Below are 23,769 nucleotides of genomic sequence, written 5' to 3' on the forward strand. Positions count from 1 at the left end.
TAACTCCTTCCAATATTTCAGAGTTTTCACTCTATTATGGTACAATATAGAAAAATTCACAACAATAATAGGGTGATAACATGCAAAAACAATATTACGCCATCATCGACATAGGTTCTAACACAATGCGACTAGTAATCTATTTAAGAGAAAAAGGCGGCAGATTAAAAGAAGTAGAAAACGTCAAAGCAGTTGCCAGACTACGTACATTTTTAGAATCAGATAATACGTTGAATTCGGCTGGTATCCAACGATTAATTGCAACACTTCAGAGCTTTCAAGATGTATTAGCAACATATGAATTGCAGGAGGTCGTTTGTGTCGCGACTGCGACGATCAGACAGGCAGAGAATCAAGAGGAAATTTTGATCCAAGTAGAAAAACAAACAAGCCTGACAATCAGGATCTTATCAGAAGAAGAGGAAGCCTATTACGGCTATTTGGCAGTTGTCAATTCCACCTCTATCGAAACAGGCATCACCGTTGATATTGGTGGTGGCAGTACAGAGGTTACCTATTTTGAAAATCGAGAATTAATTGAGTCACATAGTTTTCCTTTCGGAGCTTTAACCTTAAAAGAATTCTTTGCTAAAGAAATCCCTACTAACCATGAATTGCAAGCATTGCGAAATTATTTAACAGAACAATTTGCCACATTACCTTGGTTACGTAATCGCGAGGTCCCGCTAATAGCGATCGGGGGAAGTGCCCGGAACCTAGTGCAAATTGATCAAAACTTGAAAGAATACCCGCTGGCTGGTCTCCATCAATATAAAATGTATGATACGGACATTATCCAGGTTAGTAACTATTTAACATCGCTTAAGCCGGATAAGTTACCAAAAGTTGAAGGATTATCAAAAGACCGGGCAGACATTATTATACCTGCTATTGAAGTGTTCCACAATTTATATAAAATGATTCAGGCAGACTGTTTTATTTTAAGTCGAAAAGGTCTTCGTGATGGTGTCTTCTATGAGCAACTATCAAAGGAGATGGGATCTATCCTTTTTCCTAATGTGTTAGAGGATAGTATTCAAGAGCTGATCAATGATTTTGACCTAGATCCAAAACAAATTTTGCATGTTCAATATCTTACACGTATCCTTTTTGATTATTTAAAAGATAATGGTCTTCTGCATTTAACGAATAAAGATTGGACATTATTAAAAAAAGCAAGTTATTTATGCCATCTCGGTGAATATATCGATGCCGAATCAAGCGCACAGCACACCTTTTACTTACTAGCTAATCGAACTATCGATGGGTTAATGCACAAGGACCGCCTACAACTGGCATTAATTGCTTCCTACAAAAACAAAACGGTATTTAAACAATTTATCAAACCTTATAAAAAATGGTTTCTAAAGGAAGAACGAAAAAAGCTGCGTCATTTAGGGGCACTATTAAAATTTAGTTATTGTTTAGATGCCACCAGGCGTCAGGTAGTTAAACAAATAACTTGTGACAACGATAATGATACCTTGACGATAACATTACATTGTGATGGTGATGCCAAGCCCGAAGAGTATCAATCTGAGAAACAAAAGAAACATGTCGAGAAGGCGATTAAAAAAGATGTTGAGTTGAAATTTGTATTGTAAAAGATGAATTTACAAAAAATTTACATTTCATTAACAAAATAATGGTTGTGAAACGTTATGATAATGGTAGAGATTGTCGAAAAAGGATGATGATTGATGTCAACTGTCAAACAAGAAAGGAATTTAGAACTACCAGCTTATTACAACAATCGTGAGTTAAGTTGGCTCTCCTTTAATAAACGAGTACTTGAAGAGGCCGATGATGAAACGAATCCTTTATTAGAGAGGTTACGTTTCCTTTCCATCTTTTCTTCTAATTTAGATGAATTTTTCATGGTACGAGTTGCAGGTTTAAAAGACCAAGTGAAAGCTGGGTTCAACCGGCCAGATAATAAATCTGGATTAACGCCGAAACAACAATTATCGAGAATTTCTAGCTTTAACCATGAACTTGTTGAACAACAATATGATTTATATAAAGAGCTATTACCACAGCTAAAGAAGGAACAGATTTACATTGTAGATATGGAGGACTTACCCCCCCAAGAAATCAATAAATTGGAGAATTACTTTGAAGAAGAAATATTCCCAGTACTAACTCCAATGGCGATTGATGCATATCGAGCTTTCCCGATGCTATTAAATAAATCAATAAATCTCGCCGTACAACTTGAAGATGTCTACGATTTGGAACATCAGCAAGTAAAAACAGCGATTGTACAAGTTCCCGCTTTACTAGATCGATTCATTGCAATTGGGGATAATCAACAGTATATATTGTTGGAAGATTTGATTCGTTATTTCATCCATAAATTTTTTACTGGTTACCATGTGCTGTCTACCACCACCTTTCGTATCACTCGAAATGCTGATATGACCATTCATGAAGAGGGTGCACGTGACCTTTTGAAAGAAATTGAGAAAGAGTTAAAGAAAAGAAAATGGGGAGCTGCTGTCCGCCTTGAGGTAGATGCACGCGAAAATAACCCCGATATGGTTGAATTTCTACTCCATGTGCTTGAAATTCATAAAAAAGATTTATACATTATCAATGGACCGCTCGATCTGACGTTTTTACAGGATTTCTATGGTCATGTAAAAAAAGAATACGAGCATTTAATATACGAAACATTAATCCCTCAACCTGCTCAGGATATTCATGAGGATGAAGATGTCCTTGAGGCAGTGAAAAAAAGGGATTTATTTTTACATCATCCATATGAATCGTTTGAACCAGTCGTAGACTTAATTCGTGATGCCACGGATGACCCAGAAGTATTAGCGATTAAGCAAACATTGTATCGTGTCAGTGGTGGTTCCCCGATCATAGCAGGATTAAAGCGAGCGGCAGAAAACGGTAAACAAGTTACCGTTCTAGTCGAATTAAAGGCACGATTTGATGAAGAGAATAATGTCCAGTGGGCAAAGGAATTAGAAAAAGCAGGCTGTCATGTTATTTATGGTATGATTTCATTAAAAACACACAGCAAAATCACACTTATTGTCCGTAAGACGGCACGAGGAATTGAACGCGTCGTTCATCTAGGAACAGGTAATTACAACGACCAAACAGCAAAGTTTTATACTGATATGTCCTATCTCACGACTAAACGGAAATTCGGTGTAGATGCGACTAATTTTTTCAATTATTTAAGTGGTTATACTGAAAAACCGACTTACCATCATCTATCGATGTCACCTTTTAATATCCGCAGCGACATCATGAATTACATTGACAAGGAAATTGAATTTCATAAACGTCATGGAAATGGTCGGATTATTGTGAAGATGAATTCATTAACGGATAAACCATTGATTCAAAAATTTTATCAAGCGTCTCAGGCTGGAATAAAAATCAATCTGATCATACGAGGAATTTGCTGTTTACGTCCGGGAATCTCTGGTGTCAGTGATAATATCGAGGTCCAAAGTGTTGTCGGCAGGTTTTTAGAACATAGTCGTATTTACTATTTCCATCATAATGGAGAAGAGAAAATCTTCTTATCTTCTGCTGATTTAATGACAAGGAACATGGTCAAGCGTGTAGAATTAATGTTCCCGATTTTTGAAGGGAGAATCAAATCAAGAATTCTTTCCATTCTTGACATTACACTTAAGGACACTGCCAAAACAAGAGTCCAGGCACAAGATGGCAGCTATTCACGTGTTAGATATCAAACAAGTGGTACTTTACTGGATAGCCAACTAATGTTATTCGATATGGCCTATAATGTATTAGAAGATGAGGAATAAACGAAACCCCGTTTGCATAAATCAAACGGGGTTTCGTTTTAATCGGGCACTTTTTGATTGTTATCGGGCACTTTTGAACGGTTATCGGGCACTTTTTCCTCTTTATCGGGCACTTTTAGTGAATCCGATTAGTTCCTCAGGAAGCATCTGTTTTAACATGAGATCGTCTAAGCTTTTGAATTGATAGCCTTGTTCACTTAAATCTTCAATCAAATGTTCCAATGCATCAGCATTATCCTTTGAAACAGTATGCATTAAGATGATTGCACCAGGGTGAATCTGATTCATCACTTGTTCATAAGCATGTTTCCAGCCTTTTTCTGATCCTTTATTCCAATCTACAAATGCTAATGACCAAAAAATATGGGTATATCCTAGTTCATTTGCCCAGCTAAGAGAATCTTCATTAAAAGTCCCACTAGGAGGGCGGATATATTGAACTACTGCTGAATCATCTAATTTCTTAATTTTATTTGTTAAGTCGGTGACATCTTTCGCAAACCTTTCTTTTGATATCTCGGTAAAATCGAGATGACCGTCAGAGTGATTTCCAACGATATGACCATCCGCCAACATACGGCGAACTAATTCCGGTTGATCATTGACATAATGACCAGTTAAGAAAAAGGTTGCTGGTACTTCTTTTTCTTTCAATACATCTAAAATTTGCTCGGTGAAACCAGCTTCATAACCATTATCAAATGTTAAATAAACATGTTTGTCACCAGATGGATCCATGTAATAGCTTTGATGCTTTTCTAATATTTGCTTGTACAACCCTACGTCCGGTGGTTGTTGATTCGTACCTTTTTTATATCCCCAACCATAGCTGACTGCTCCAGCCTCCATAGGGATAACCAGCAAGAATAACATCACCATTACAACTATTTTCTTCATATGATCACCTTTTTTATTTTTAGTTTAAGTAAAAATGGTGGTCATATCCTATGATTTTATAAAATAATGCTGGCAATCCATCCAAATAAAAACAATGGAATATTAAAGTGTAAAAAGGTTGGTACACATGTATCCCAGATGTGGTGGTGTTTCCCATCAGCACTCAATCCGGATGTCGGACCTAATGTACTATCACTGGCAGGGCTACCAGCATCCCCTAGTGCACCGGCAGTACCAATCAATACGGCTATAGCCATTGGCGAGAATCCTGCTGCCATACAAATCGGAACATAGAGTGCTGCGATAATCGGTATCGTACCAAAGGAAGAACCTATTCCTAATGTAATGACTAATCCAACTAACAATAAAATAAAGGCGATAATGGCTTGATTACTGGCTAACATATCAGAGGAAGATGTTACCAACGCGTCAACTGCACCAGTATTTTTGAGAGTCTCTCCAAATCCTGCTGAAACAAGCATAACAAACGCAATAGTCCCCATCATACTGACTCCTTGCTGTACAAATGTATCACCCTCACGTAATGGTACAGCAAATAGTAACACCATTACAATAATACCTGTCAATGCGCCAATCACAAGGCTTTCGGTGATAATTTGTGCAATTAATGCCGCAAATATCGCAACTAGTGTTAAAGCGTGTTTATAATTAAATGTTACTTTTTCTTGAATATCACTTGTTACACTTTCAAATGCTAACCATTTCTTTGGTTCGCGAGGCTTGCGATAGGTAATAAAGACAGCGATCAATAAACCAATAGCCATACCAATACCAGGTAATAACATAGATAGGGCACTTTCCTTAATCGTAATATCTACACCATTACTGCTCATTCCTTTTTGTAGAGTTTGATGGAAAACAAGCCCAAAACCTACCGGAATCATAAGGTAAGGTGCTTTAAGACCGAATGTTAAAGCAGTTGCCACTGCACGTCTGTCCAATTTCATTTGATCAAACAATTTCAATAAAGGTGGTATTAAAATCGGAATAAATGCGATATGTACCGGTACAATATTTTGAGAAAATGATGCAATTCCTGCGAGAACTAACACAAGCATGGTTTTCTTACCTGTAAGTACTTTAATTAACGATTGTACTAATATGGAAGTTATCCCGGTATAACTGATCATAGTCGCGAATACACCTAGCAAAATATAACTTAATGCCGTTTCCGCCTGTTCACCCATACCTTTGATTAACATGTCAACCGTATCCTGAATATTCATACCTGCCATCAGCCCAGCTACTATCGCAGCAATAATAATCGCAAAAATAACATGAACTCTTAACAAACTTAGGGCAAGCATGACAATAACTGAAACGACAACTATCCATTCCATACTGTTCCCCTCTCCCTCTTTTCTTTAACCAAGATCTTTTTCTATTTTCTCGATCATCTGAATGAGCTGATCAACATCTTCAATTGACGTCTGTTCCGGATCCAAATGATCTAAACGTTCCATAAACTGCTCGAGCTGCATGCGAAGCTCTTTTATTTTCTCTCCGTTGCTCACAACAACACCCCTTTCCAACTTCCCCTACTCATCCTAATTGAAAAAAACAAACATGTCTAGCACTTTCCTAATAAGAAAAGCGTAGGGCGCTCGGAGCTAGACAAACACCCGAATTTTATACTTCCTCTCCCTAAGTAGTCTAAATCCTAAGTAGTACACATAAGGTACTATCTGTTAGTCCGAGCAATCATTCTGAAAGTTTGTGACTGCTAGGAGAAGCTCCAGATAAATGTTTCGCTTTCCACTGGCATGGCTTCAGCTAATGCTATTCCAGTAGGAGTCTCCACATTTTTCCTCCGATTTAGATTTGTTCTACAGCGCTTTTTACAGTTAGCATGATGTTTTTTTGTCTTATTTAACAATGCAATAATGATTGATATAAATAAAAAGCCCGCATGTTACTTGATACTGAAGTTATAGAGTGAATATCTAACGGAGGCCGCCCACTTCAACTCCTGTGGGACCGTTTTCCCTGAAGATCCACTTTTTCGAGCGGTTTTTGCTCGAAAAAGTTAGCTGAAGGGAAAACCCCACGGAAAGGGAAGTGGGCAGCCGGAGTGGTGGTATTTACTAAATCAGCATTTCAAAATTACCACATCAAAGTTAGTGCACATTTTACGATAATGGCTAGGGATATATATTTTTTACTTTATTACAAATAGAAATGCATGCATCCCTCTTTTTATTATGAGAAATGCATGCATCATACGTTATTTCGTCTCAAATGTAAAAGTGAGATGATTTGCAATCGGAATATACGCCCCTATTTCCTGTTTAGTAACATTTTTAATGACGAGATTCTTTTTTGAGCCTTTTAATTCTAGGTATACTTCACCGAGTATGACTTTTCCTTCATCTTTTACCACCGGCATGTTGGCTTTTAAAATCCCGATTTTTGAAGTTGGAACAGTATATGTCTTACTAAGCTTTGTTTCTTTTCCAACCACCGCATGAAAGGTTAGAGGAAGGTCATGTTGATCTCTTGCTTTTTGTAAAATCATTTGTTTAATCTGATCAGTTTGGTCCACTTTTGCTGTCAGTGCACCTTCCACGTGTTTTTCCTCTATTTGATAATAAAAAATCTCCTCATTCTTCTCACCATTGACATTATTTACTTCATTCGTATTAACCGTTTGAAAGTCCCAATTGATCTCAGAGGATTCTGACTGATACGATAAGGGCCAATGTCCGAGATATACATTGGCACGATAGCCAAAAGCAATTGGTGACGGGTTAATGGTCGATTCATTCAACGATTTGATTAACAGTGGATTATCTACCTCCACATTTACATCCTCTAAGAGTTCCTTTACTAATTTACTCGGTTCAATCGACGTATCTTCTTCCGACATTTGTTTATAGGTGTTTTCATTTTCGATTGATTTGAGATCTTCTTGCTTGTCCTCTTTGGACTCTGCAATTAGCGGGATAGTTAGCATCATTAAACATAAAATGACAGAAAGACCGAGTTTCTCCATTATTTGTTTTCGCTCCTTTTTTCCTTAGTGTTACAAAAGAAACGAAAACTATGCGTACTAATTACTTAAATTCACGATTTCAAGAGTTTCTGTAATTTTCACACTATCTTCAATCGTTCGAATCATCGAACAATTCTTTCGTGCAATTTCTAAACTTTTTTCGATTTGATCTTTTTTCAGACCCACACCTTTTACAACAAACCGAAGATGAATTGATGTAATCTTGTTTGCTTCATCTGGTGATCTTTCGGTCTCTGCTGATATCTTTAAATCATCAATCGTAATTCTTTTTTTATCCAGTACTTTGCGAAATACCGAAGCACTGCACCCTGCAATAGAAGCGACCATTAATTGGAATGGGCGGTAGCCCAATTCTTCATTTCCTGATATGTCTAATTCTCCGAATGGTAAAATGGTCCGAACGCCACCTTCTGATAAATTAAAGTCCATCTCAATTCCTCCTTTAGTGTAGTATTCATTTTTTGTAATCTTTAAATACCATAAACTTGATCATGAAAAAACTTGCGAAAGAGGATAACCCCATAGCTAAGGCTTTGGAAAGATTATATCGCCACCAATTTGGTATTTCTAGTATAGCAAATAAGGAATTAGCCCCCAAGAAAACGAGGTTACTAATTCCTAAACTAATCAAAGCTTGGACAAAAAAAGCAATACGTTGATAAGAACTACCTTTAGAAGTGCGATTAAAGGTAATGGAAGCATTCCAGATGTAACTATTTAAAATTGCCAGGCAATAGGAGATACTATTGTATAAAAGAAGCATAGCAGACTTTTCAGTATGGAATAGCAATAACAGTAAGTTAAGCACACCAATATCAATCAGTGCGTTACTGACGCCAATAATACTAAATTGAAAAAATTGAAAGTGACCACTTTTTCGTTTCATGAACATTCCTTCTTATCGAAGTCTATATGGTGTGAATCAATCACTTGCTGATAAAAAGCTAACGCTTGTTTGGACTGATCATCCCATCCCATTTCATGAATGTCCTGCCAAGCTTTTTCCGCAAGTTTATTACGCAATGCTTCATCTTCTAATCGTAATACAGTGTCTTTAAAGCCTTCTAGTCGTTCAGAGTTATATAATAAGCCGTGTTTTTCATGTTCGATTTGTTCACGTGTTGGTCCGCTGTCAGCCGCAACAATTGGTAAACCTGATGCCATTGCTTCCATTAGTACTAAACCTAATGTTTCGGTTGTAGAGGGAAATACAAACACATCACTAGAAGCATAGGCTTGCGCCAACTCTTCCCCATGCATAAATCCGGTAAATACCGTATTTGTCCCTTGAAAATGTTGTTCCAATTCTGCTCGGTGAGGTCCATCACCTACAATCGCTAATACGAATTGGTCGGATTGTTCTAAAACTGTTCGGATCTTTTCTATTTCTTTTTCTGGCGCAAGTCTGCCAACATATAATAATAGCTTTTTATCATCGATTCCATTTGTTAATCGAGTTCGCATATCTGAGTCCGACTTATCTGGATGAAAAAGGTTCGTATCTACACCTCGTTTCCATACATGTACATTATGGAACTGCTGTTGGTCTAATTCTTGTTTTACGACATTTGATGTACAGAGGTTAATCGAAGCCTTATTATGTAATTTGCGAAAATACCACCAGAGAATCCCTTTAAATATCGATAAATGATAATACTCAGCATACTTGGGGACCTGTGTGTGATATGACGCTATTAACGGATAGCCAAGTTTTTTGGCAAAGTGAACACCTGTGGCGCCAAGTAGCGCCGGATTGACTACGTGAACAACATCTGGATCACATTGCATGATTAGCTTTTTCACGCGTTGGCTAGGTAAGGCAAAAGCTTTCGAGCGATAAAACGGCAATTTACGAGCTGTTAACCCGATTACTTTTGCCCCTTCGAATTCATTTAAACCTAAATCCGGCGCAATTACTGTCACCTGATGTCCGTTTTTTAAGAAATAGCGAATACTGTTTGTTAACCTTGTTACCACACCATCTGTAGAGGGTAGAAATGTTTCCGTGATGATGAGTATGTGCATTGCTAGATCACCCTTATTCTTCTAGTTCAATTATTTCCATTTCACTTGTGGTAAGATATTATTTTCTATAACTCGATCTTTATATGTTATTACCGTTCGTAGAATTTCTCTTATTACATTTTCGTCAAGAAGATAAGGTTCTAATCCAAGATCTTTTAATTTTGTATTAGCTGCTTCAAAAAAATGTTCTTCTAACTCAACACGTGGGTTTTCTAAATGTGCTATGTTTGTATCAAAACCTTCTTCTTGAGCAACTTTTTGTACTTTTTCTGCTAGATCTCCTACCGAGAACTGTTCAGTAAATTGATTGAATACACGGAATTCACCATGGTCTGCCGGATTTTCCGCTGCTATCTCAATACAGCGAACGGTATCCTTAATGTTTAGAAATCCTCTCGTTTGCCCGCCTTTTCCATACACTGTTAAATCTTGTCCAACAGTTGCCTGAATAATGAAGCGATTTAAAGCAGTACCGAATACACCGTCATAATCTAAACGGTTAGTAAGAACTGGATCTAATTTCGTTTCGTCCGTTTCTAACCCGTACACAATACCTTGATTCAAATCAGTTGCTCGAATACCCCAGATTTTACAAGCAAACATAACATTATGACTATCATGAACTTTAGATAAATGATAGAAAGAACCTGGCTGTTTCGGAAATGGTAGGGTATCCTTTCTACCTTTATGTTCTATTTCAAGGTAACCTTCCTCAATTGGAATATTTGGTGTTCCATATTCCCCTAGTGTACCTAATTTGATTAAATGACAATCCGGGACGATTTCTTTTATACCAAACAGTACATTTAATGTCCCCGTCACATTATTTTCCTGCGTGTAGACCGCATGTTCCCTGTCAATCATCGAATAGGGAGCAGAGCGTTGTTCAGCAAAATGAACAAATGCATCTGGTAGTTCTTGTTTTAACACTTCTTTTAAAAAGTCGTAATGTGTTAAATCACCTTCATATAAATTAATTTGTTTACCAGTTAATTCTTTCCACTTTGCTACTCGCTCTTCTAATGAAGCAATAGGTGTTAATGAATTAGAGTGCAGCTCATTGTCGATTTTTCTTCTTACATAGTTATCAATAATAGAAACTTCATGTCCTTGTTTGGATAAATAGAGAGCAGTTGGCCATCCACAGAAGCCATCTCCTCCTGCCACAATAATCTTCATTCTTCTCCCACCTTCTCTTCTATAACATTTAAAATAAAAATCCTATAATATTCATATTAACATTGTCTTTAAATAATGTTGAAGGTTATTCAGAATTTTTACATGATTTTTACTATTTTTACGTTATAAGAAGATAACTTAGCATCTCTTTCATTTCTAGCTAAAGTCAGTCCTCGTAGGCGTGGCTCTCGAAGACATATATTGCATTGTTCAATTACCGAAGTGTTCACTGAATATATATTTCATGGTCAATTCTAAGAAAAGCGCAGAGCGCCCGCTTAGAAACGTAGCGACTGGAACGAATTAACTGAGATAAAGGAAGCACGGTGAGTTTACGAACCGATGATGACTTATCGTAGGGCAATTCGTGAAGTCGCCTAGTTTCTGGGCGCTCGGAGCTAGACATCTGCGCAAAATTTATACTTTCTTAATCTTACAAGAAAAACTGGGAAAGCCCAAAGTAGTTATTTTGACATGAATAATAAACGTAACAACCGCTGCGGTTTGCTCACTTCGCTATCCGTAGAGCGTGTCTTCAGCTAACTTTGGTAAAGAAGATCACGCTGATCCCACAGGAGTCACAGTGGACGCCTACGCTGAATAACGTTCTACATTGTTTTAACGTACGACATTACGTCTTTTATTTCACAGTGTATAAAACCTAAAAAAGTTAGCTGTCACATACGTTGTAGAGCTGCTTTATAGCGGAGGCCGCCCGCTTCAACTCCTGTGGGAACTGTTTTACCTGAAGATCCACTTTTTCAAGCGGTTTTTGCTTGGAAAAGTTAGCTGAAGGTATAACCCCACGGAAAGGGAAGCGGGCAGCCGGAGCGGTTGCCTTGCACAAGCTAGCTTTCAAAATGGCAACTCCATATGTATAGCTATTCTTGCTTCTTAAAATATACGTGATGAATCACCTTTTCCTATCATACTTGCTTATAAAAGTTGTGATACCAATGTTTATATACTTTCTTACCTTTCCAGAAAAAATCCGTAGAGAATTAGTTTCTCTACGGATTTGACTTCATAAATTTGCTGAATTTGTTTTCTAACCGTTCTTGAAAAACCGATATTAGGATACAAACCGGCCAATAAATAAGTGCGACTAACACATACATGGTCAATGAATCGAAGGTGCGACCACCGGCAATTTGCGCCTTTTGGAAAAGCTCTGGCACGGTGATGACTGCCGCTAAAGATGTTGCCTTAACTAAATCTAAAAAGACATTTGTCAATGGTGGTAACGCAATTCTTGTACTTTGAGGCAAGATAATTTTCATTAGTGATTGCCAATAGCCAAAACCTAACGCCTTAGCAGATTCCCATTGGCCTTTGGGCACACTATTAATAGATGACCGAATAACTTCTGCAATGTAGGCGGCACTGTTCAAACCAAAACCTAAAATTGCGGCCATGATTGCTGGCATTTTGATGTCTATCATTGGTAAGCCATAATATAAAATAAATAAAAAAACTAAAATTGGTGTCCCGCGCATGAACGATATATACACTCTGGCAGGATAACGTAAAAGTACCAAATCTGAGCTTCGTCCCAAAGATATAAATAATCCTAACACGAGCCCTAATCCCATACTTGCAAACGATACAACCAATGTCATCGGTAAGCCACTTAAAATCAGTGGTAAATTCTCTATCGCTAATTTCACATCAAAAAAATCACCCATGATATCACACCTTATAGGTCAAGACCTTCTATTTCTTCAATCTCGCCCTCTGGTTTTTGTGAAGCATCTTCTTGATAAAACTCTATCGCTAATTCAGTTAAAGTTCCGTCTTCTCTCATTTCTGCTAATGTTTCATTAATTTTTTGCTGTAATGTTTCTGCGTCTAAATCCATCACTACAGCTTGTTCTGTTGGGTGGAACTTTAAATTCGGATGCAGATGAATATCAAATTCAGGAAAGCCTCCTACACCAAATTTAGATAAATAATAATCATTGACAATTACGTCAGTTTGTCCATTATTCACATCTCGTAAATAGGCTTCATTTGGTGCATTTCCATAAGTAACCACTTCTGCACCAAAATGTTCAGCGATCTGACTGTAAATCGTTGTCGCTCCACCACCAGCACGTTTACCTTCTAAGTCTTCCAAGCTTTCTATTCCTGAATTATCTTCTTCTCGTACTACCATAGTCGAATAAGAATATTTATATGGTTCTGAAAAAGTAAACTGTTTTTTTCGATTATCTGTTGCTTCAATATCATTAACAGCTACATCAATTCTACCACTTTCCACCGCTGGTAACATACTGTCAATTCCCATTATTTCAAAACTAACCTCTAAGTCGAGACGCTCTGCTATTTCTCTCATAACCTCGACATCATAACCTGTTAAGTTATCATTTTCGTCATATGTAGAAGCACCAATTAAAGTACCTGATGTGCCTGCTACAATCTCACCTTTCTCCTGAATCTCATCCCATTTTTCTGACTTGAGTTCTTCTGTAGCGTTCGTGTCATCTGAAGCTGTCTGATTCTCGTCACCTTCCCCACACGCTACAAACAAACTAATAAAAGTGAGTAAACTGAATAACAGCAATAAATTCCTCATCTTAAAACGCAACCCCTTTGTTTTTTTGTTATATTATTTTTCTCTATTAAAAGATAACAGTTTATTTTTATTATTTCAATGTTTTTACTATCTGTTTCATATATTTTTATATTACTGTTATATTCCATTTTTTTCTTGAACAATATTCTAAAAAAACAAATAGGACTGTCACACTGTCAGTTCACGATTCAACAATTGGAATCAATAAACGAACTCGTGTGAAACAGTCCCATTTTTCAACAATGGATATTTAATTTTGATTTATCTGTTCCTTTCCCTCTTTTCAATTTGGGCGTTGATTTCGCCTCCAACGATGATAATCATTCCTGAGAGGTAGAACCAGATCATCAGAATAATAACTCCCCCAAGGCTACCATATGTAGCTGAATAGTTGCCCATCGATGTTACGTAGTAAGAAAATGCGAGTGATGTCAGTTGCCAACAAATAGTAGCAAATATGGCTCCGATGCAGACATGTTTAAAATAGACACGCTTACTAGGCGCCATTCGGTATAACATCGTTAAAACTATAAAGAAGATAATCGAGGAAATGACCCATCTTAAGGTATTCCACATATCCAGGAAACCTTGTGATAATCCGAAAAATGAAAAGAGATACACTCCGATCATTTTTCCGAAAATCGGTAATAAAAAGGCGACAACTATGACAAGTAACATCGCGATTGTTAAGATAATCGATATCCCTCTCATTACTATAAAAGAACGTTCTTCCTCAATATTATAAGCCTTGTTAAACGAGCGCACTAATGCGTTAATCCCATTCGAAGCAGACCAAAGAGTACCAATTATCCCAATTGATAATAAGCCACCATTACGGTTGTTCATGATTTGTCCGAGATTATCATTTAACATGGTTACAATTTCCTCTGGTGCATACGTGGCAACAAAATTCATGACATTAATTTCATCAAATGGTAAGTAACCAACTAATGTTATGAGGAAAATCATAAAAGGAAATAACGATAGCAGAAAAAAATAAGACAATTGCGCCGCTAAGCCCGGTACATCGTCTCTCGTTATTCGCTCTATCAATTGCTTGATAAAACGAACTAAACGATTATTTACAAATGGATTCTTAACCATTGTCATCTCGTTTGTCTATTTTTTCTGTCAGTTCTTGTAATTGATGGAGCATATTTAATGCAGAGGTTAGTCCTGTAGCAAGCTGTTCGGACCATCTGGCATAATTTGAGTTTAATTGATGGATGGCATCTGCTGGATTTTTAGCATAATAGCTTGTCTTGTTGCCACAAACCTGTAGCTTCCTTGTCACATATGATCGTGTTTCGCGATCACTTAATGTAATAAGTCCTCCAACAATTGCTCCTGCAAGTATACCTTTAAGTAACCTTTCTTTTCCCATGACCTCTCAACCCTTCTGATCTTAGTTTTTCATCGCTCACTACTATGGATGCCTCACTTGATGTCTAAATTATGTTTATTGGAAATGCAGGTAAATAATTGCTCACAGCCTTCTTTCACTAACTCATACGTGTAATCAAAGTTCTTTGTAAAATATGGATCAGGTACATTTTGTTCTTTGGGCTGATCCACAAAGTCCATCAATTTTTTCACAGTCACACCAGATGCTTGATACGAAAATTGTGATAAATCATCCATGTTTTGCTGATCCATTGCAATGACATAATCAAAGTCTTCTATATCATTTGCTTGAATTTGTCTCGCTTTTTGTCCATGATACGAAATATTTAATTCATCTAGTTTTGCTCTTGTTCCTTGATGTGGAGGATTACCTATATGCCAATCACCTAACCCTGCTGAATCAATTACAAACTGGTCCTCTACTCCCTTTTCCTTGACAATATGACGAAATACCGCTTCGGCCATTGGAGATCTGCAAATATTTCCTAAACAAATAAACAATACTTTAATCATATAATACCACCTCAACTATATCTTAATCCTGTTTTCTTCAAGAAGTCCTATGAAAATGCTAATAATTTCTCTTCAATCAAATCCGCCTCAAGCGGCTTACTATAAAAATACCCTTGATAATAATCACATTTCTGATTTCTAATAAATGAAAGGATTTGTTCGCCTTCCACACCTTCTGCTACTACCTTCAAACCAAACGTATGCCCTAATTGAATCATTGCTTTTATAATTTCCGCACTTCCGGATTCTTCAAACAATTCCTTAATAAAAGATTGATCTATTTTCAAATAATTAATCGGAAACTTTTGCAAATATCCCATCGAAGAGTACCCTGTCCCGAAGTCATCGATCGATAAGGAGACACCCATAGAACGTAGCTCATTCATCATTTCGATACATTCTTCGGTATTTTGCATCACACTGTTTTCCGTAATCTCTATTTCTAAATAATTTGGATCCATGCCGGTTTCTTTTATAACTTGTTTGACTCGTGACAGAAAATCTGGGTTCTGTAATTCAACAGCAGAAATATTAACTGCAACCATTACTGGATTTGCCCCGCTCTCCTGCCATCTTACAAATTGCTTACACGCTTCACGTAACACCCATTCCCCAATTTGATCGATCATCCCAATTTCTTCAGCAATTGGGATAAAAAGAGATGGCGGTATTTTGCCTTTCTTCCCATGTTCCCAGCGAATCAATGCTTCTACTCCAACAATCTCATTAGTATGTACATCCACTTTAGGCTGATAGGATAGAGTAAATTCGTTAAATTTGAATGCTTTACGAATATCTGATTCTAATAATATCAGTTCATTATATTGTTTACTCATTTCATCCGTATATTCACTAATACGATTGCCACCTTGGACTTTACCATAATGAACAGCTACACTTGCTCGATTGATATAGTCCTCTGTTTTGCAAGCTTTTTCGTTCATACAACATATCCCAATCGTCGCTGTCATATAAAAATCATGCTTAGAGATAATAATTGGTTGTCTGACCACCTGTAAAATCTGTTCTGCAAATGCTTTTACATCCGCTACTTCTTGGTCAATAACGATAACAAACTCATCTCCACCCAAGCGATAGACTGAACAGGTTTCCCGGATAGCTTCCTTCAAACGGTCTGCTATTAATGTGATTACCTGATCACCAGCAAATTGTCCTAACGTATCATTCACATTCTTTAACCGATCCAAATCACAAATCATGATTGCTTTCGGTTTTTCATGTTGATTATTATGTATCATTCTATCTAAATCATCAAGTAACTTTTGTCGATTAGGAAGCTTGGTAAGGATGTCGTGGGTTGCCATAAATTCTAGCTGTTGTTCAGATTTTTCAAATGACGTAATGTCAATAGTAGTCCCTACTACCTCTATCACTTCGCCATCTTTTATAACTGGGGATAACATGGTGTATAAATAATGATTATGAAAATGGTGTCTATACGTGATTTCTTTACCTGTAAATGCCTGGGTAAGCTTACTATTCTGTAACGATAAAAATTCCGGGTTGAATTCCTGATCAGCAGATGGAATTATATCAGGCAATTCCAATTGTTCTTTCAACTTTCCCGATAGAAATGAACAATAGAATTGCCCTTTCCGCCTCCTAATTACGAACATGAGATTCATGTTATGATGTAATATTCTTAATAAATCGTTAGTACTTGAATATAGATTGTTTTCGCGTGGCATAATAGTCACCTTTATTTTTTATTTTCTTCTAGTATACGTGAAAAAGTTACATGAAAAAAGTACTAGATCCTAACTTTTCTACATTTTTCCTTAAAATAACCGATTAATTTTACTGCTATATCTTTTGTATGCGGAAGATTGTTTCATATTTCTTTTGTCTAGGAGCATTTGAAATTGTAATTCTTTTTCAGATATTCGTTTCTCGAGACTTTGTTTGTCCTGATCGTCTGTACAATATTTCAGCAAATCTCGTAATGACGCTAACTCTTTGTTTATTTGTACTTCTTCAGGCAAATATCCGCTATTCTTCATGATACGATAACTCATTCGTAGTTCTGCTGGGACATGCTCTAGCGGGTCTTTCTTTAGTGGTTTACCCTTTCCTTCTATCTGATCAAACTCACCATCTTTCATTGCTTGTTTAATTCGTTCTTCTGCAAGTTGTGAAAATACGTCCATCTTGTATCATCCTAACTTTTCGATTCGTTTCGTTAAACTTCTTTTGACATTGGCTGCTAAAGCATCTAATTGAAGGTACCGTTCCATTCTTTCTTTGTTTTTTCGGTCATGAAATAAACAATCAAATACGTCCACTGGTGTTACCTTTTGTGGATCTTCTTTCACTTTGATTAATCTGTCGGTAGGCTTTACTACCCCTTCTTTGAGCACACGGAAGTAATAACCACTATAACCTGTTTTCGTTACGACAGCTGGCATATCTGGAATACCGTGGACTTTGGCTATTTTATAGCACGGCTGTCTTGGCTGTGAAACTTGAATTTCTGCTTCCCCAAGCTGAAAAATGTCTCCAATATATAAATCCTGCTCTGTTAAACCATCGATTGTTATATTCTCACCAAAGGCCGGATATGAAAAACTTCGCTGATACTTTTCCTCCCAATACTGATAATGACTGCTCGGATACATTAATAACGCTTTTTCTTCTCCACCATGGTTTTTAAGGTCCGCTTGTCCATCATCCTCAAACCCTGTGATCGTTAAATAGTTGGGGTGATGTGTAGGTGTTTTTTTAAAGCCTGTTTTAATCTCCTGTCCGTCCAAATGGTGGACTGTAGGTTTTCCTACATTTAAGGATGCAATTACATATGACACGTCCAAAACTCCTTTTTCAACATACTTATTATCATTATACTAAAAATTTCTAGAAAGAATTAATAATAAACTCTTTTCAATGAATGTTACAGATGATAAAATGGCACCTGCAATATTAATGGTAAGGGGTGTTGAGCGATGCATGTAGGAAGCAAAGGCTGGTACGTTGAAAAATTGAAGGAAAAAGGTGTGCGCTATATTGAAGGTAGAAAAATTGAAAAATATAAAGCACATATCCTTGCTAATTTATTAGATGAAAAAGAAAATAATTAATATATTAACAGGTCGAGTGATCGACCTGTTTTTTGTTTGTTGCCCACAAAGACGATGAGTCTTACAAAAGTGAACGCGGACATTCGTTCCGTTATTTGTGATAAAAGTGCTCTTTTTAAGGCTCATCCGACATCCATTCCGCTATTCATACTAATTCAAGCCAAAATGAGGACTCAATGTCCACTAGCATTGAAGATTGGGTGTTATTTCATTAAATAATGTACCAAGTGTCCGCCCAACAAACGTTAAAAAACAAGACAGCTTTTCTCTTGTAACAAAATTGTCAAAATCCTCCATGCCATCTACGGTCATAATTCCTTACAAAAAACAGAATAACTATAGAAAGAGATTATACTTAATTGGAGGTAACATCATGTTTTCAAATACAGAAATTGGAATAGATTTAGGAACAGCAAATATTCTTATATATACAAAAAATAAAGGCATCATCTTAAATGAACCATCCGTCGTTGCGGTCGACACCAGAACAAATCAAGTTGTAGCAGTCGGTAATGAAGCCAAAAATATGATCGGGAAAACACCGAGAAACATTGTCCCTATCCGTCCATTAAAAGACGGGGTCATCGCAGATTTTGATATGACGACGCAAATGCTTAAGGCTTTCTTGAAGAAAGTCAGTAAGAAGGCTGGTGTATCTACACGTAAACCGAGCGTTGTTGTGTGTACACCATCCGGAAGTACCGCTGTTGAACGAAGAGCAATTGATAATGCAGTCAAAAGCTTTGGTGCTAAAGAAGTACATCTTATTGAAGAACCGGTAGCAGCTGCAATTGGTGCTGATCTACCAGTAGCAGAGCCACAAGCTAGTATGATTGTTGATATTGGTGGTGGTACGAGTGAAGTAGGTATTATTTCATTTGGTGGTGTTGTTGCTAGTAGGTCTGTTCGTGTAGGTGGTGACCATATGGATGAAGAAATTATTCAATATACTAAGCGTCAACACAATGTTCTAATCGGGGAAAGTACGGCTGAAAAAGTAAAAATGGAAATCGGTTATGCACATAAAGACCATCCTGAAGAAGAAATGGATGTCAGAGGTCGGGATCTCGTAACAGGTTTACCAAAAGTGATTACGTTACGTTCCTCTGAAGTGCACGATGCGTTCAAAGAAGTATTAGAATCGATTTTACATGCAATTACGGAAACACTTGAAAGCTGTCCTCCGGAATTAAGTGGTGATATTGTTGACCAAGGTATTACGATTACTGGTGGTGGTGCATTATTAAAAGGTATGCAGCAATGGCTATCTAACGAAATCAATGATGTACCTGTACATCTTGCTGAAAATCCATTGGAATCTGTGGCAGTTGGTACAGGTCGTTCCTTACAAATGATTCAAAAATTGCAAAAAGCAGTTAAATAGTCTGGTATAATGAGGAAAAACGAAAGGAGTTTTTCCATGCAGACACCTTTTTCCTTACCAAAAGAGAAACGGGATGAAATGATTATTGCGATTCAGGATTATTTTGCCGCTGAACGACAGGAAGAATTGGGCAATTTAGAGGCCGAATTTATACTTGATTTTTTCATGGTAGAGTTGGCACCTTTCTTTTATAACCAAGGAGTAAAAGACGCACATCAGTTTTTAAGTGAGAAATTAGAAGATGTGTTTGAGATTGAGAAAGTCGAAAAGTAGTTAGCTTCTGTTCACGAGAATAATATCCCGTGAACAGACTTACTTTTCAATATCTACATAGAATGTTTCTGGCCCAGTTGGTCGATGGCTACCTCCCGGTGGTTCGACGCTTCCTTTCATAAAACGGAAATCAGACAAGTCTTCAACTCGATATAACACCCGGGCTGATCCATTTTCAACCATAATGAGATCACCATTTATGTTTCCATTCTTATCGATTATCCAAATCTGATAATCATTATTATAAATATTAGTTAACCCTTCCATCTCTAATAAAATTTCTTGTGTTTGTGGATTAATCCAGACCATTCCTTCCATATCATCAAAATCTTCATAAGGCTTAATCGGTTGGCTGTCGACGACCGGATTATTCATAAACACTTGATCACTCATGATATCTTGATTTTGATATACTTCATAATCATGTTCCACTGTCTGCTGTACTTTCAAAATGTCTGCCAAACTAAAGCATAGAATCACTACAACCATTACACCAGCTAATGCGAACAAAGGCCTTTTCCATTTGACCAGATGTTGCTTAGGAGATCGCTCCGCAAGTAGTGATTGATCCATTTTTTCTTTTAGCTCAGATGAAGGTTGAAGATCTTCATCCATTTCTAATGTTTCCTGCCAAAAAGCTAATGTTTGTTGACATTTCACACAATCATCTACATGGCGTTGAATGTCTTGAGATTCTGATTCTGATAGCTGACCTTCTAGATAATCAACTAACTTTTCTTCTAATATATGGTTATCCCTCACCATTACTTGTCACCTCCACCAGAACCGATCCAACGCAATAATGATTTTTGTTTTTTTAAATTTTGTAAACCATAACGAATCGATGATTTCACTGAACCTAGTGGACGATTGGTTTTTAAGGAAATCTCTTTTTGAGTGAAATGGTCATAATACATATGATAAATAGCCTGCTGCTGTGGTAAAGGAAGCTTAAGAAGGGCTGCCCGCAGGATATCTTTCTCCATTTTCTCTATTACAAATTGATCTGCTGCCGGACTGGCATTGGTAATGATATCTTCCAGTTTATCGGCTAGCACCTCAGGTTTTTTCCGTAACCTGTCGATCGCTCTCGATCTAGTCTTCACCGCAACCCAGGCTTTAATACTACCTCTAGATGCTTGATATTGATCACACTTTTGATAGATTTCAATAAATACTTCCTGAGTAACATCTTCTGCTTCCGGGCGATTCGCTAACACTTTATAGGCAATTTGAAAAATATATTGATGATATCGTTGATAAAATTCGTCGAATGCTTCTTGATTACCTGCACGCACGTGTTCCAACAACAAATAATCATCCACATACACCGCCCCCTTCCCTTTTTAATTTCTATTTTACAAATTTTTTTGAAAAAGACAAATCCAAAATCTTTTTTCCTCCGTATCACTTGATGAACAACCAATAAACATAAGGGGGAATTAAAATGCTTCGCAAAAAATTAGCGATCTCGTTAACTATTTTATTAGGCTTATCACTTTTTGCTCCGCTTAGCAGTGTGTTTGCTGCTGGTGGTCTAACCTTGTACACACCTTACACAGGATTATCAGTTACACCTGGTGAAACATTAACGTATGATGTCACGGTTATTAATGACAATTCTTCGATTCAGAATGTGTCTTTTGATGTGAATGGTCTGCCGGAGGGATGGGATTCTGCAATCACAGCCGGCGGGAATGATATTAGTCAACTATCGATTCGTGGAAATAATGAGCAGCAAATTTCTCTAGAAGTGACGGTTCCGCTTGAAGTTGAAAAAGATGATTACTCATTCGAACTTGTTGCTGATGGGGAAGGTGATGCTTATGCAGAATTACCATTTGTCACAAGGGTTACAGAGGAAGGAACGTTTAATTCCGAGTTTAGTTCTGATCAACCGAATATGGAAGGACATGCGGATGCTACTTTCTCTTATTCTGCCACATTACGTAATCGGACAGCAGATGAACAGACCTATGCTTTATCAGCAGGAGCAGGTGAAGGCTGGGGTGTTCAATTTCAAGCTGATGGTAACAATGTAACTTCTGTCACATTGGAACCGGATGGATCGAAGGATATCACAGTAGAAGTAACACCACCAACAGATGTGAAAGCAGACACCTATGAAATACCAATCAGTGCCGCCAATAGTTCAACATCATCTGAACTGACACTGGAGGCGGTTATTACTGGATCTTATGAAATTGCTGTGTCAACACCTGATGGAAACTTAAGTGCAAATGTTACAGCTGGAAATGATCGAACCATTGATCTCGTGGTAGAGAATACCGGAACTGCAACGCTAAATGATATTTCCATTTCTGCCTCCACTCCGCCAAATTGGGAATCTGAATTTGACGAGAGCTCCATTGCTACGTTAGAAGCAGGTGAATCGAAAACAGTGAAAGCAACGTTAACAGCACCGGATGATGCTATTGCCGGTGATTATGTCACTACCTTTACAGCGGAAACGTCTGAAGCATCTTCTGACGCGGACTTCCGAGTATCTGTGGAAACATCGACGTTATGGGGAATTATAAGTGTATTAATCATCATAGCAGTAGTAGGTGGGCTATACTTTATTATTAGAAAATACGGGAGGAGATAATCAATGGTTGAACCGATTATTCAACTCGATCGTATCTCCAAAAAATATGATCAACAATATGCGGTCAATGAGCTGACACTATCAATTGAAAAAGGGGAAATTTTTGGTCTATTGGGTCCTAACGGTGCAGGTAAATCTACTTCTATTCTAATGATGTTAGGATTAAGTGAGCCGACAAGTGGTAGTGTCAAAGTATGTGGTATGGACTCAACAACCAATCCACTCGCTGTTAAGAAAAGAGTCGGTTATTTACCAGATGATCTTGGTTTTTATGAGCAGATGACAGGCTATGAGAATTTACTTTTCACTGCTAGTTTAAATGCTATTCCTCGTGCTATCGCAGAAGAGCGGGCAAGGGATTTATTAACAAAAGTCGGTCTGAAAGAATCAGGCGATAAAAAGGCCGGCAAATATTCACGTGGTATGCGTCAACGTTTAGGATTGGCCGACGTTTTAATGAAAGACCCTGAAGTAATCATTCTAGATGAACCTACACTTGGGATTGACCCTGAAGGTGTTCGCGAATTACTTGCATTAATAAAAAGGCTAAACCAAGAGGAAGGAATTACGGTACTTCTTTCCTCTCACCAGCTCCATCAAGTACAACAAATTTGTGACCGTGTTGGTATTTTTGTTAAAGGAAAATTACTCGCGGAAGGTAATGTCGAAGGTTTAGCGAAACAATTATTTTTTGAAGATTCATTTGTGGTCTATGCCAAGGCTAATCCAGTTGATAACAAATTAAACGAACAATTACAGGGTTTAGCGGGAGTAAATCGAGTTGTGGAAACCGATGAACATGTAGAAATCTATGCCGAAACAGATATCTCTTCTGTAGTAGCAAGAACCGTTGTAGAAGCAGGCTCTGATTTATTGTACATCAGAAAGAAAAATTACGGTTTAGATGAAATCTATCACCGTTATTTTGAAGGGGGTGACGAAGGTGGTAAAGCTTCAAGCGCTTAAAAAGTGGATACCTGAAATA

At 37.4% G+C, this 23,769-nt stretch carries 25 protein-coding genes; 7 read left to right on the plus strand and 18 right to left on the minus strand.

The window, feature by feature from the left end; genetic code table 11:
- Window positions 1-80: 80 nt before the first annotated feature.
- Window positions 81-1,604 (plus strand): Ppx/GppA family phosphatase, encoded by a 1,524-nt coding sequence (locus GHT08_RS08305; RefSeq protein WP_163580967.1) that lies wholly within the window; start codon window positions 81-83, stop codon window positions 1,602-1,604.
- A 96-nt stretch (window positions 1,605-1,700) separates the two neighbouring features.
- Window positions 1,701-3,797, plus strand: a complete 2,097-nt coding sequence (locus tag GHT08_RS08310; protein WP_163580968.1) for an RNA degradosome polyphosphate kinase — start codon at window positions 1,701-1,703, stop codon at window positions 3,795-3,797.
- 102 nt (window positions 3,798-3,899) lie between these two features.
- Here GHT08_RS08310 and pdaA read toward each other — a convergent pair whose 3' ends face one another.
- The 16 genes from pdaA to GHT08_RS08395 form a co-directional block, all read right to left on the minus strand.
- Window positions 3,900-4,694: a delta-lactam-biosynthetic de-N-acetylase gene (gene pdaA / locus GHT08_RS08315; protein WP_163580969.1), complete on the minus strand. Its 795-nt coding sequence runs from the start codon at window positions 4,692-4,694 to the stop codon at window positions 3,900-3,902.
- A 56-nt stretch (window positions 4,695-4,750) separates the two neighbouring features.
- Window positions 4,751-6,055 carry a Na+/H+ antiporter family protein gene (locus tag GHT08_RS08320; protein WP_163580970.1) on the minus strand — a complete coding sequence of 435 codons (1,305 nt, stop codon included), beginning with the start codon at window positions 6,053-6,055 and terminating at the stop codon, window positions 4,751-4,753.
- Window positions 6,056-6,079: 24 nt separating this feature from the next.
- Window positions 6,080-6,229, minus strand: a complete 150-nt coding sequence (locus GHT08_RS08325; protein WP_018932552.1) for an SE1561 family protein — start codon at window positions 6,227-6,229, stop codon at window positions 6,080-6,082.
- 710 nt (window positions 6,230-6,939) lie between these two features.
- A complete protein-coding gene (locus tag GHT08_RS08330; RefSeq protein WP_163580971.1) occupies window positions 6,940-7,707 on the minus strand; it encodes a YfkD family protein in 768 nt (255 codons plus the stop codon).
- Window positions 7,708-7,764: 57 nt separating this feature from the next.
- On the minus strand, window positions 7,765-8,157 hold the full coding sequence (locus GHT08_RS08335) for an OsmC family protein (RefSeq protein WP_163580972.1): 393 nt from the start codon (window positions 8,155-8,157) through the stop codon (window positions 7,765-7,767).
- Window positions 8,158-8,182: 25 nt separating this feature from the next.
- A complete protein-coding gene (locus GHT08_RS08340; RefSeq protein WP_163580973.1) occupies window positions 8,183-8,614 on the minus strand; it encodes a GtrA family protein in 432 nt (143 codons plus the stop codon).
- Window positions 8,611-9,753, minus strand: a complete 1,143-nt coding sequence (locus tag GHT08_RS08345) for a glycosyltransferase family 4 protein (RefSeq protein WP_163580974.1) — start codon at window positions 9,751-9,753, stop codon at window positions 8,611-8,613. The genes GHT08_RS08340 and GHT08_RS08345 overlap by 4 nt, the downstream gene beginning before the upstream one ends.
- A 30-nt stretch (window positions 9,754-9,783) precedes the next feature.
- Window positions 9,784-10,932, minus strand: coding sequence for an NAD-dependent epimerase/dehydratase family protein (locus tag GHT08_RS08350; protein WP_163580975.1), 1,149 nt, complete (start codon window positions 10,930-10,932; stop codon window positions 9,784-9,786).
- Window positions 10,933-11,942: 1,010 nt separating this feature from the next.
- Window positions 11,943-12,617 carry an amino acid ABC transporter permease gene (locus tag GHT08_RS08360; RefSeq protein WP_163580977.1) on the minus strand — a complete coding sequence of 225 codons (675 nt, stop codon included), beginning with the start codon at window positions 12,615-12,617 and terminating at the stop codon, window positions 11,943-11,945.
- An 11-nt stretch (window positions 12,618-12,628) separates the two neighbouring features.
- The gene (locus tag GHT08_RS08365) at window positions 12,629-13,507 is read right to left on the minus strand and encodes a transporter substrate-binding domain-containing protein (RefSeq protein ID WP_163580978.1); all 879 of its coding nucleotides are present in this window, start codon (window positions 13,505-13,507) and stop codon (window positions 12,629-12,631) included.
- Window positions 13,508-13,768: 261 nt separating this feature from the next.
- Entirely contained in the window at window positions 13,769-14,611 is an 843-nt protein-coding gene (locus tag GHT08_RS08370) for a YihY/virulence factor BrkB family protein (protein WP_163581049.1), read from the minus strand.
- Window positions 14,604-14,891, minus strand: coding sequence for a YtxH domain-containing protein (locus tag GHT08_RS08375; RefSeq protein WP_163580979.1), 288 nt, complete (start codon window positions 14,889-14,891; stop codon window positions 14,604-14,606). The genes GHT08_RS08370 and GHT08_RS08375 overlap by 8 nt, the downstream gene beginning before the upstream one ends.
- Window positions 14,892-14,944: 53 nt before the next feature.
- A complete protein-coding gene (locus GHT08_RS08380; RefSeq protein WP_163580980.1) occupies window positions 14,945-15,424 on the minus strand; it encodes a low molecular weight protein-tyrosine-phosphatase in 480 nt (159 codons plus the stop codon).
- 47 nt (window positions 15,425-15,471) lie between these two features.
- Window positions 15,472-17,133: a putative bifunctional diguanylate cyclase/phosphodiesterase gene (locus tag GHT08_RS08385; RefSeq protein WP_163580981.1), complete on the minus strand. Its 1,662-nt coding sequence runs from the start codon at window positions 17,131-17,133 to the stop codon at window positions 15,472-15,474.
- Between the two features lie 90 nt (window positions 17,134-17,223).
- Window positions 17,224-17,592 carry a DnaJ family domain-containing protein gene (locus GHT08_RS08390; protein WP_163580982.1) on the minus strand — a complete coding sequence of 123 codons (369 nt, stop codon included), beginning with the start codon at window positions 17,590-17,592 and terminating at the stop codon, window positions 17,224-17,226.
- A 6-nt stretch (window positions 17,593-17,598) separates the two neighbouring features.
- A complete protein-coding gene (locus GHT08_RS08395) occupies window positions 17,599-18,246 on the minus strand; it encodes an MOSC domain-containing protein (RefSeq protein WP_163580983.1) in 648 nt (215 codons plus the stop codon).
- Between the two features lie 138 nt (window positions 18,247-18,384).
- Between GHT08_RS08395 and GHT08_RS08400 the strand changes: the two genes are divergently transcribed.
- The 3 genes from GHT08_RS08400 (at window position 18,385) to GHT08_RS08410 (ending at window position 20,176) form a co-directional block, all read left to right on the plus strand.
- Window positions 18,385-18,519 (plus strand): YflJ family protein, encoded by a 135-nt coding sequence (locus GHT08_RS08400; RefSeq protein WP_018932538.1) that lies wholly within the window; start codon window positions 18,385-18,387, stop codon window positions 18,517-18,519.
- 373 nt (window positions 18,520-18,892) lie between these two features.
- Window positions 18,893-19,903 carry a rod-share determining protein MreBH gene (gene mreBH / locus GHT08_RS08405; protein WP_163580984.1) on the plus strand — a complete coding sequence of 337 codons (1,011 nt, stop codon included), beginning with the start codon at window positions 18,893-18,895 and terminating at the stop codon, window positions 19,901-19,903.
- A 36-nt stretch (window positions 19,904-19,939) separates the two neighbouring features.
- Complete coding sequence (locus GHT08_RS08410; RefSeq protein ID WP_018932536.1) at window positions 19,940-20,176, plus strand: DUF2164 domain-containing protein; 237 nt, start codon at window positions 19,940-19,942, stop codon at window positions 20,174-20,176.
- A gap of 39 nt (window positions 20,177-20,215) precedes the next feature.
- On the opposite strand, the gene GHT08_RS08415 is transcribed toward GHT08_RS08410, so the two are convergent.
- Together GHT08_RS08415 and GHT08_RS08420 are read right to left on the minus strand one after the other, a co-directional pair.
- On the minus strand, window positions 20,216-20,941 hold the full coding sequence (locus tag GHT08_RS08415) for an anti-sigma factor (protein ID WP_163580985.1): 726 nt from the start codon (window positions 20,939-20,941) through the stop codon (window positions 20,216-20,218).
- Window positions 20,941-21,501 (minus strand): RNA polymerase sigma factor, encoded by a 561-nt coding sequence (locus GHT08_RS08420; RefSeq protein ID WP_163580986.1) that lies wholly within the window; start codon window positions 21,499-21,501, stop codon window positions 20,941-20,943. Before GHT08_RS08420 ends, GHT08_RS08415 begins: the two co-directional genes overlap by 1 nt.
- 122 nt (window positions 21,502-21,623) lie before the next feature.
- Between GHT08_RS08420 and GHT08_RS08425 the strand changes: the two genes are divergently transcribed.
- Window positions 21,624-22,784 carry a COG1470 family protein gene (locus GHT08_RS08425; protein ID WP_193568284.1) on the plus strand — a complete coding sequence of 387 codons (1,161 nt, stop codon included), beginning with the start codon at window positions 21,624-21,626 and terminating at the stop codon, window positions 22,782-22,784.
- A gap of 3 nt (window positions 22,785-22,787) precedes the next feature.
- The gene (locus GHT08_RS08430) at window positions 22,788-23,750 is read left to right on the plus strand and encodes an ABC transporter ATP-binding protein (protein ID WP_163580987.1); all 963 of its coding nucleotides are present in this window, start codon (window positions 22,788-22,790) and stop codon (window positions 23,748-23,750) included.
- Window positions 23,751-23,769: the final 19 nt, after the last annotated feature.

Origin of the sequence: Gracilibacillus saliphilus (assembly GCF_010994085.1) — a bacterium.
Taxonomy (GTDB): domain Bacteria; phylum Bacillota; class Bacilli; order Bacillales; family Amphibacillaceae; genus Gracilibacillus; species Gracilibacillus lacisalsi.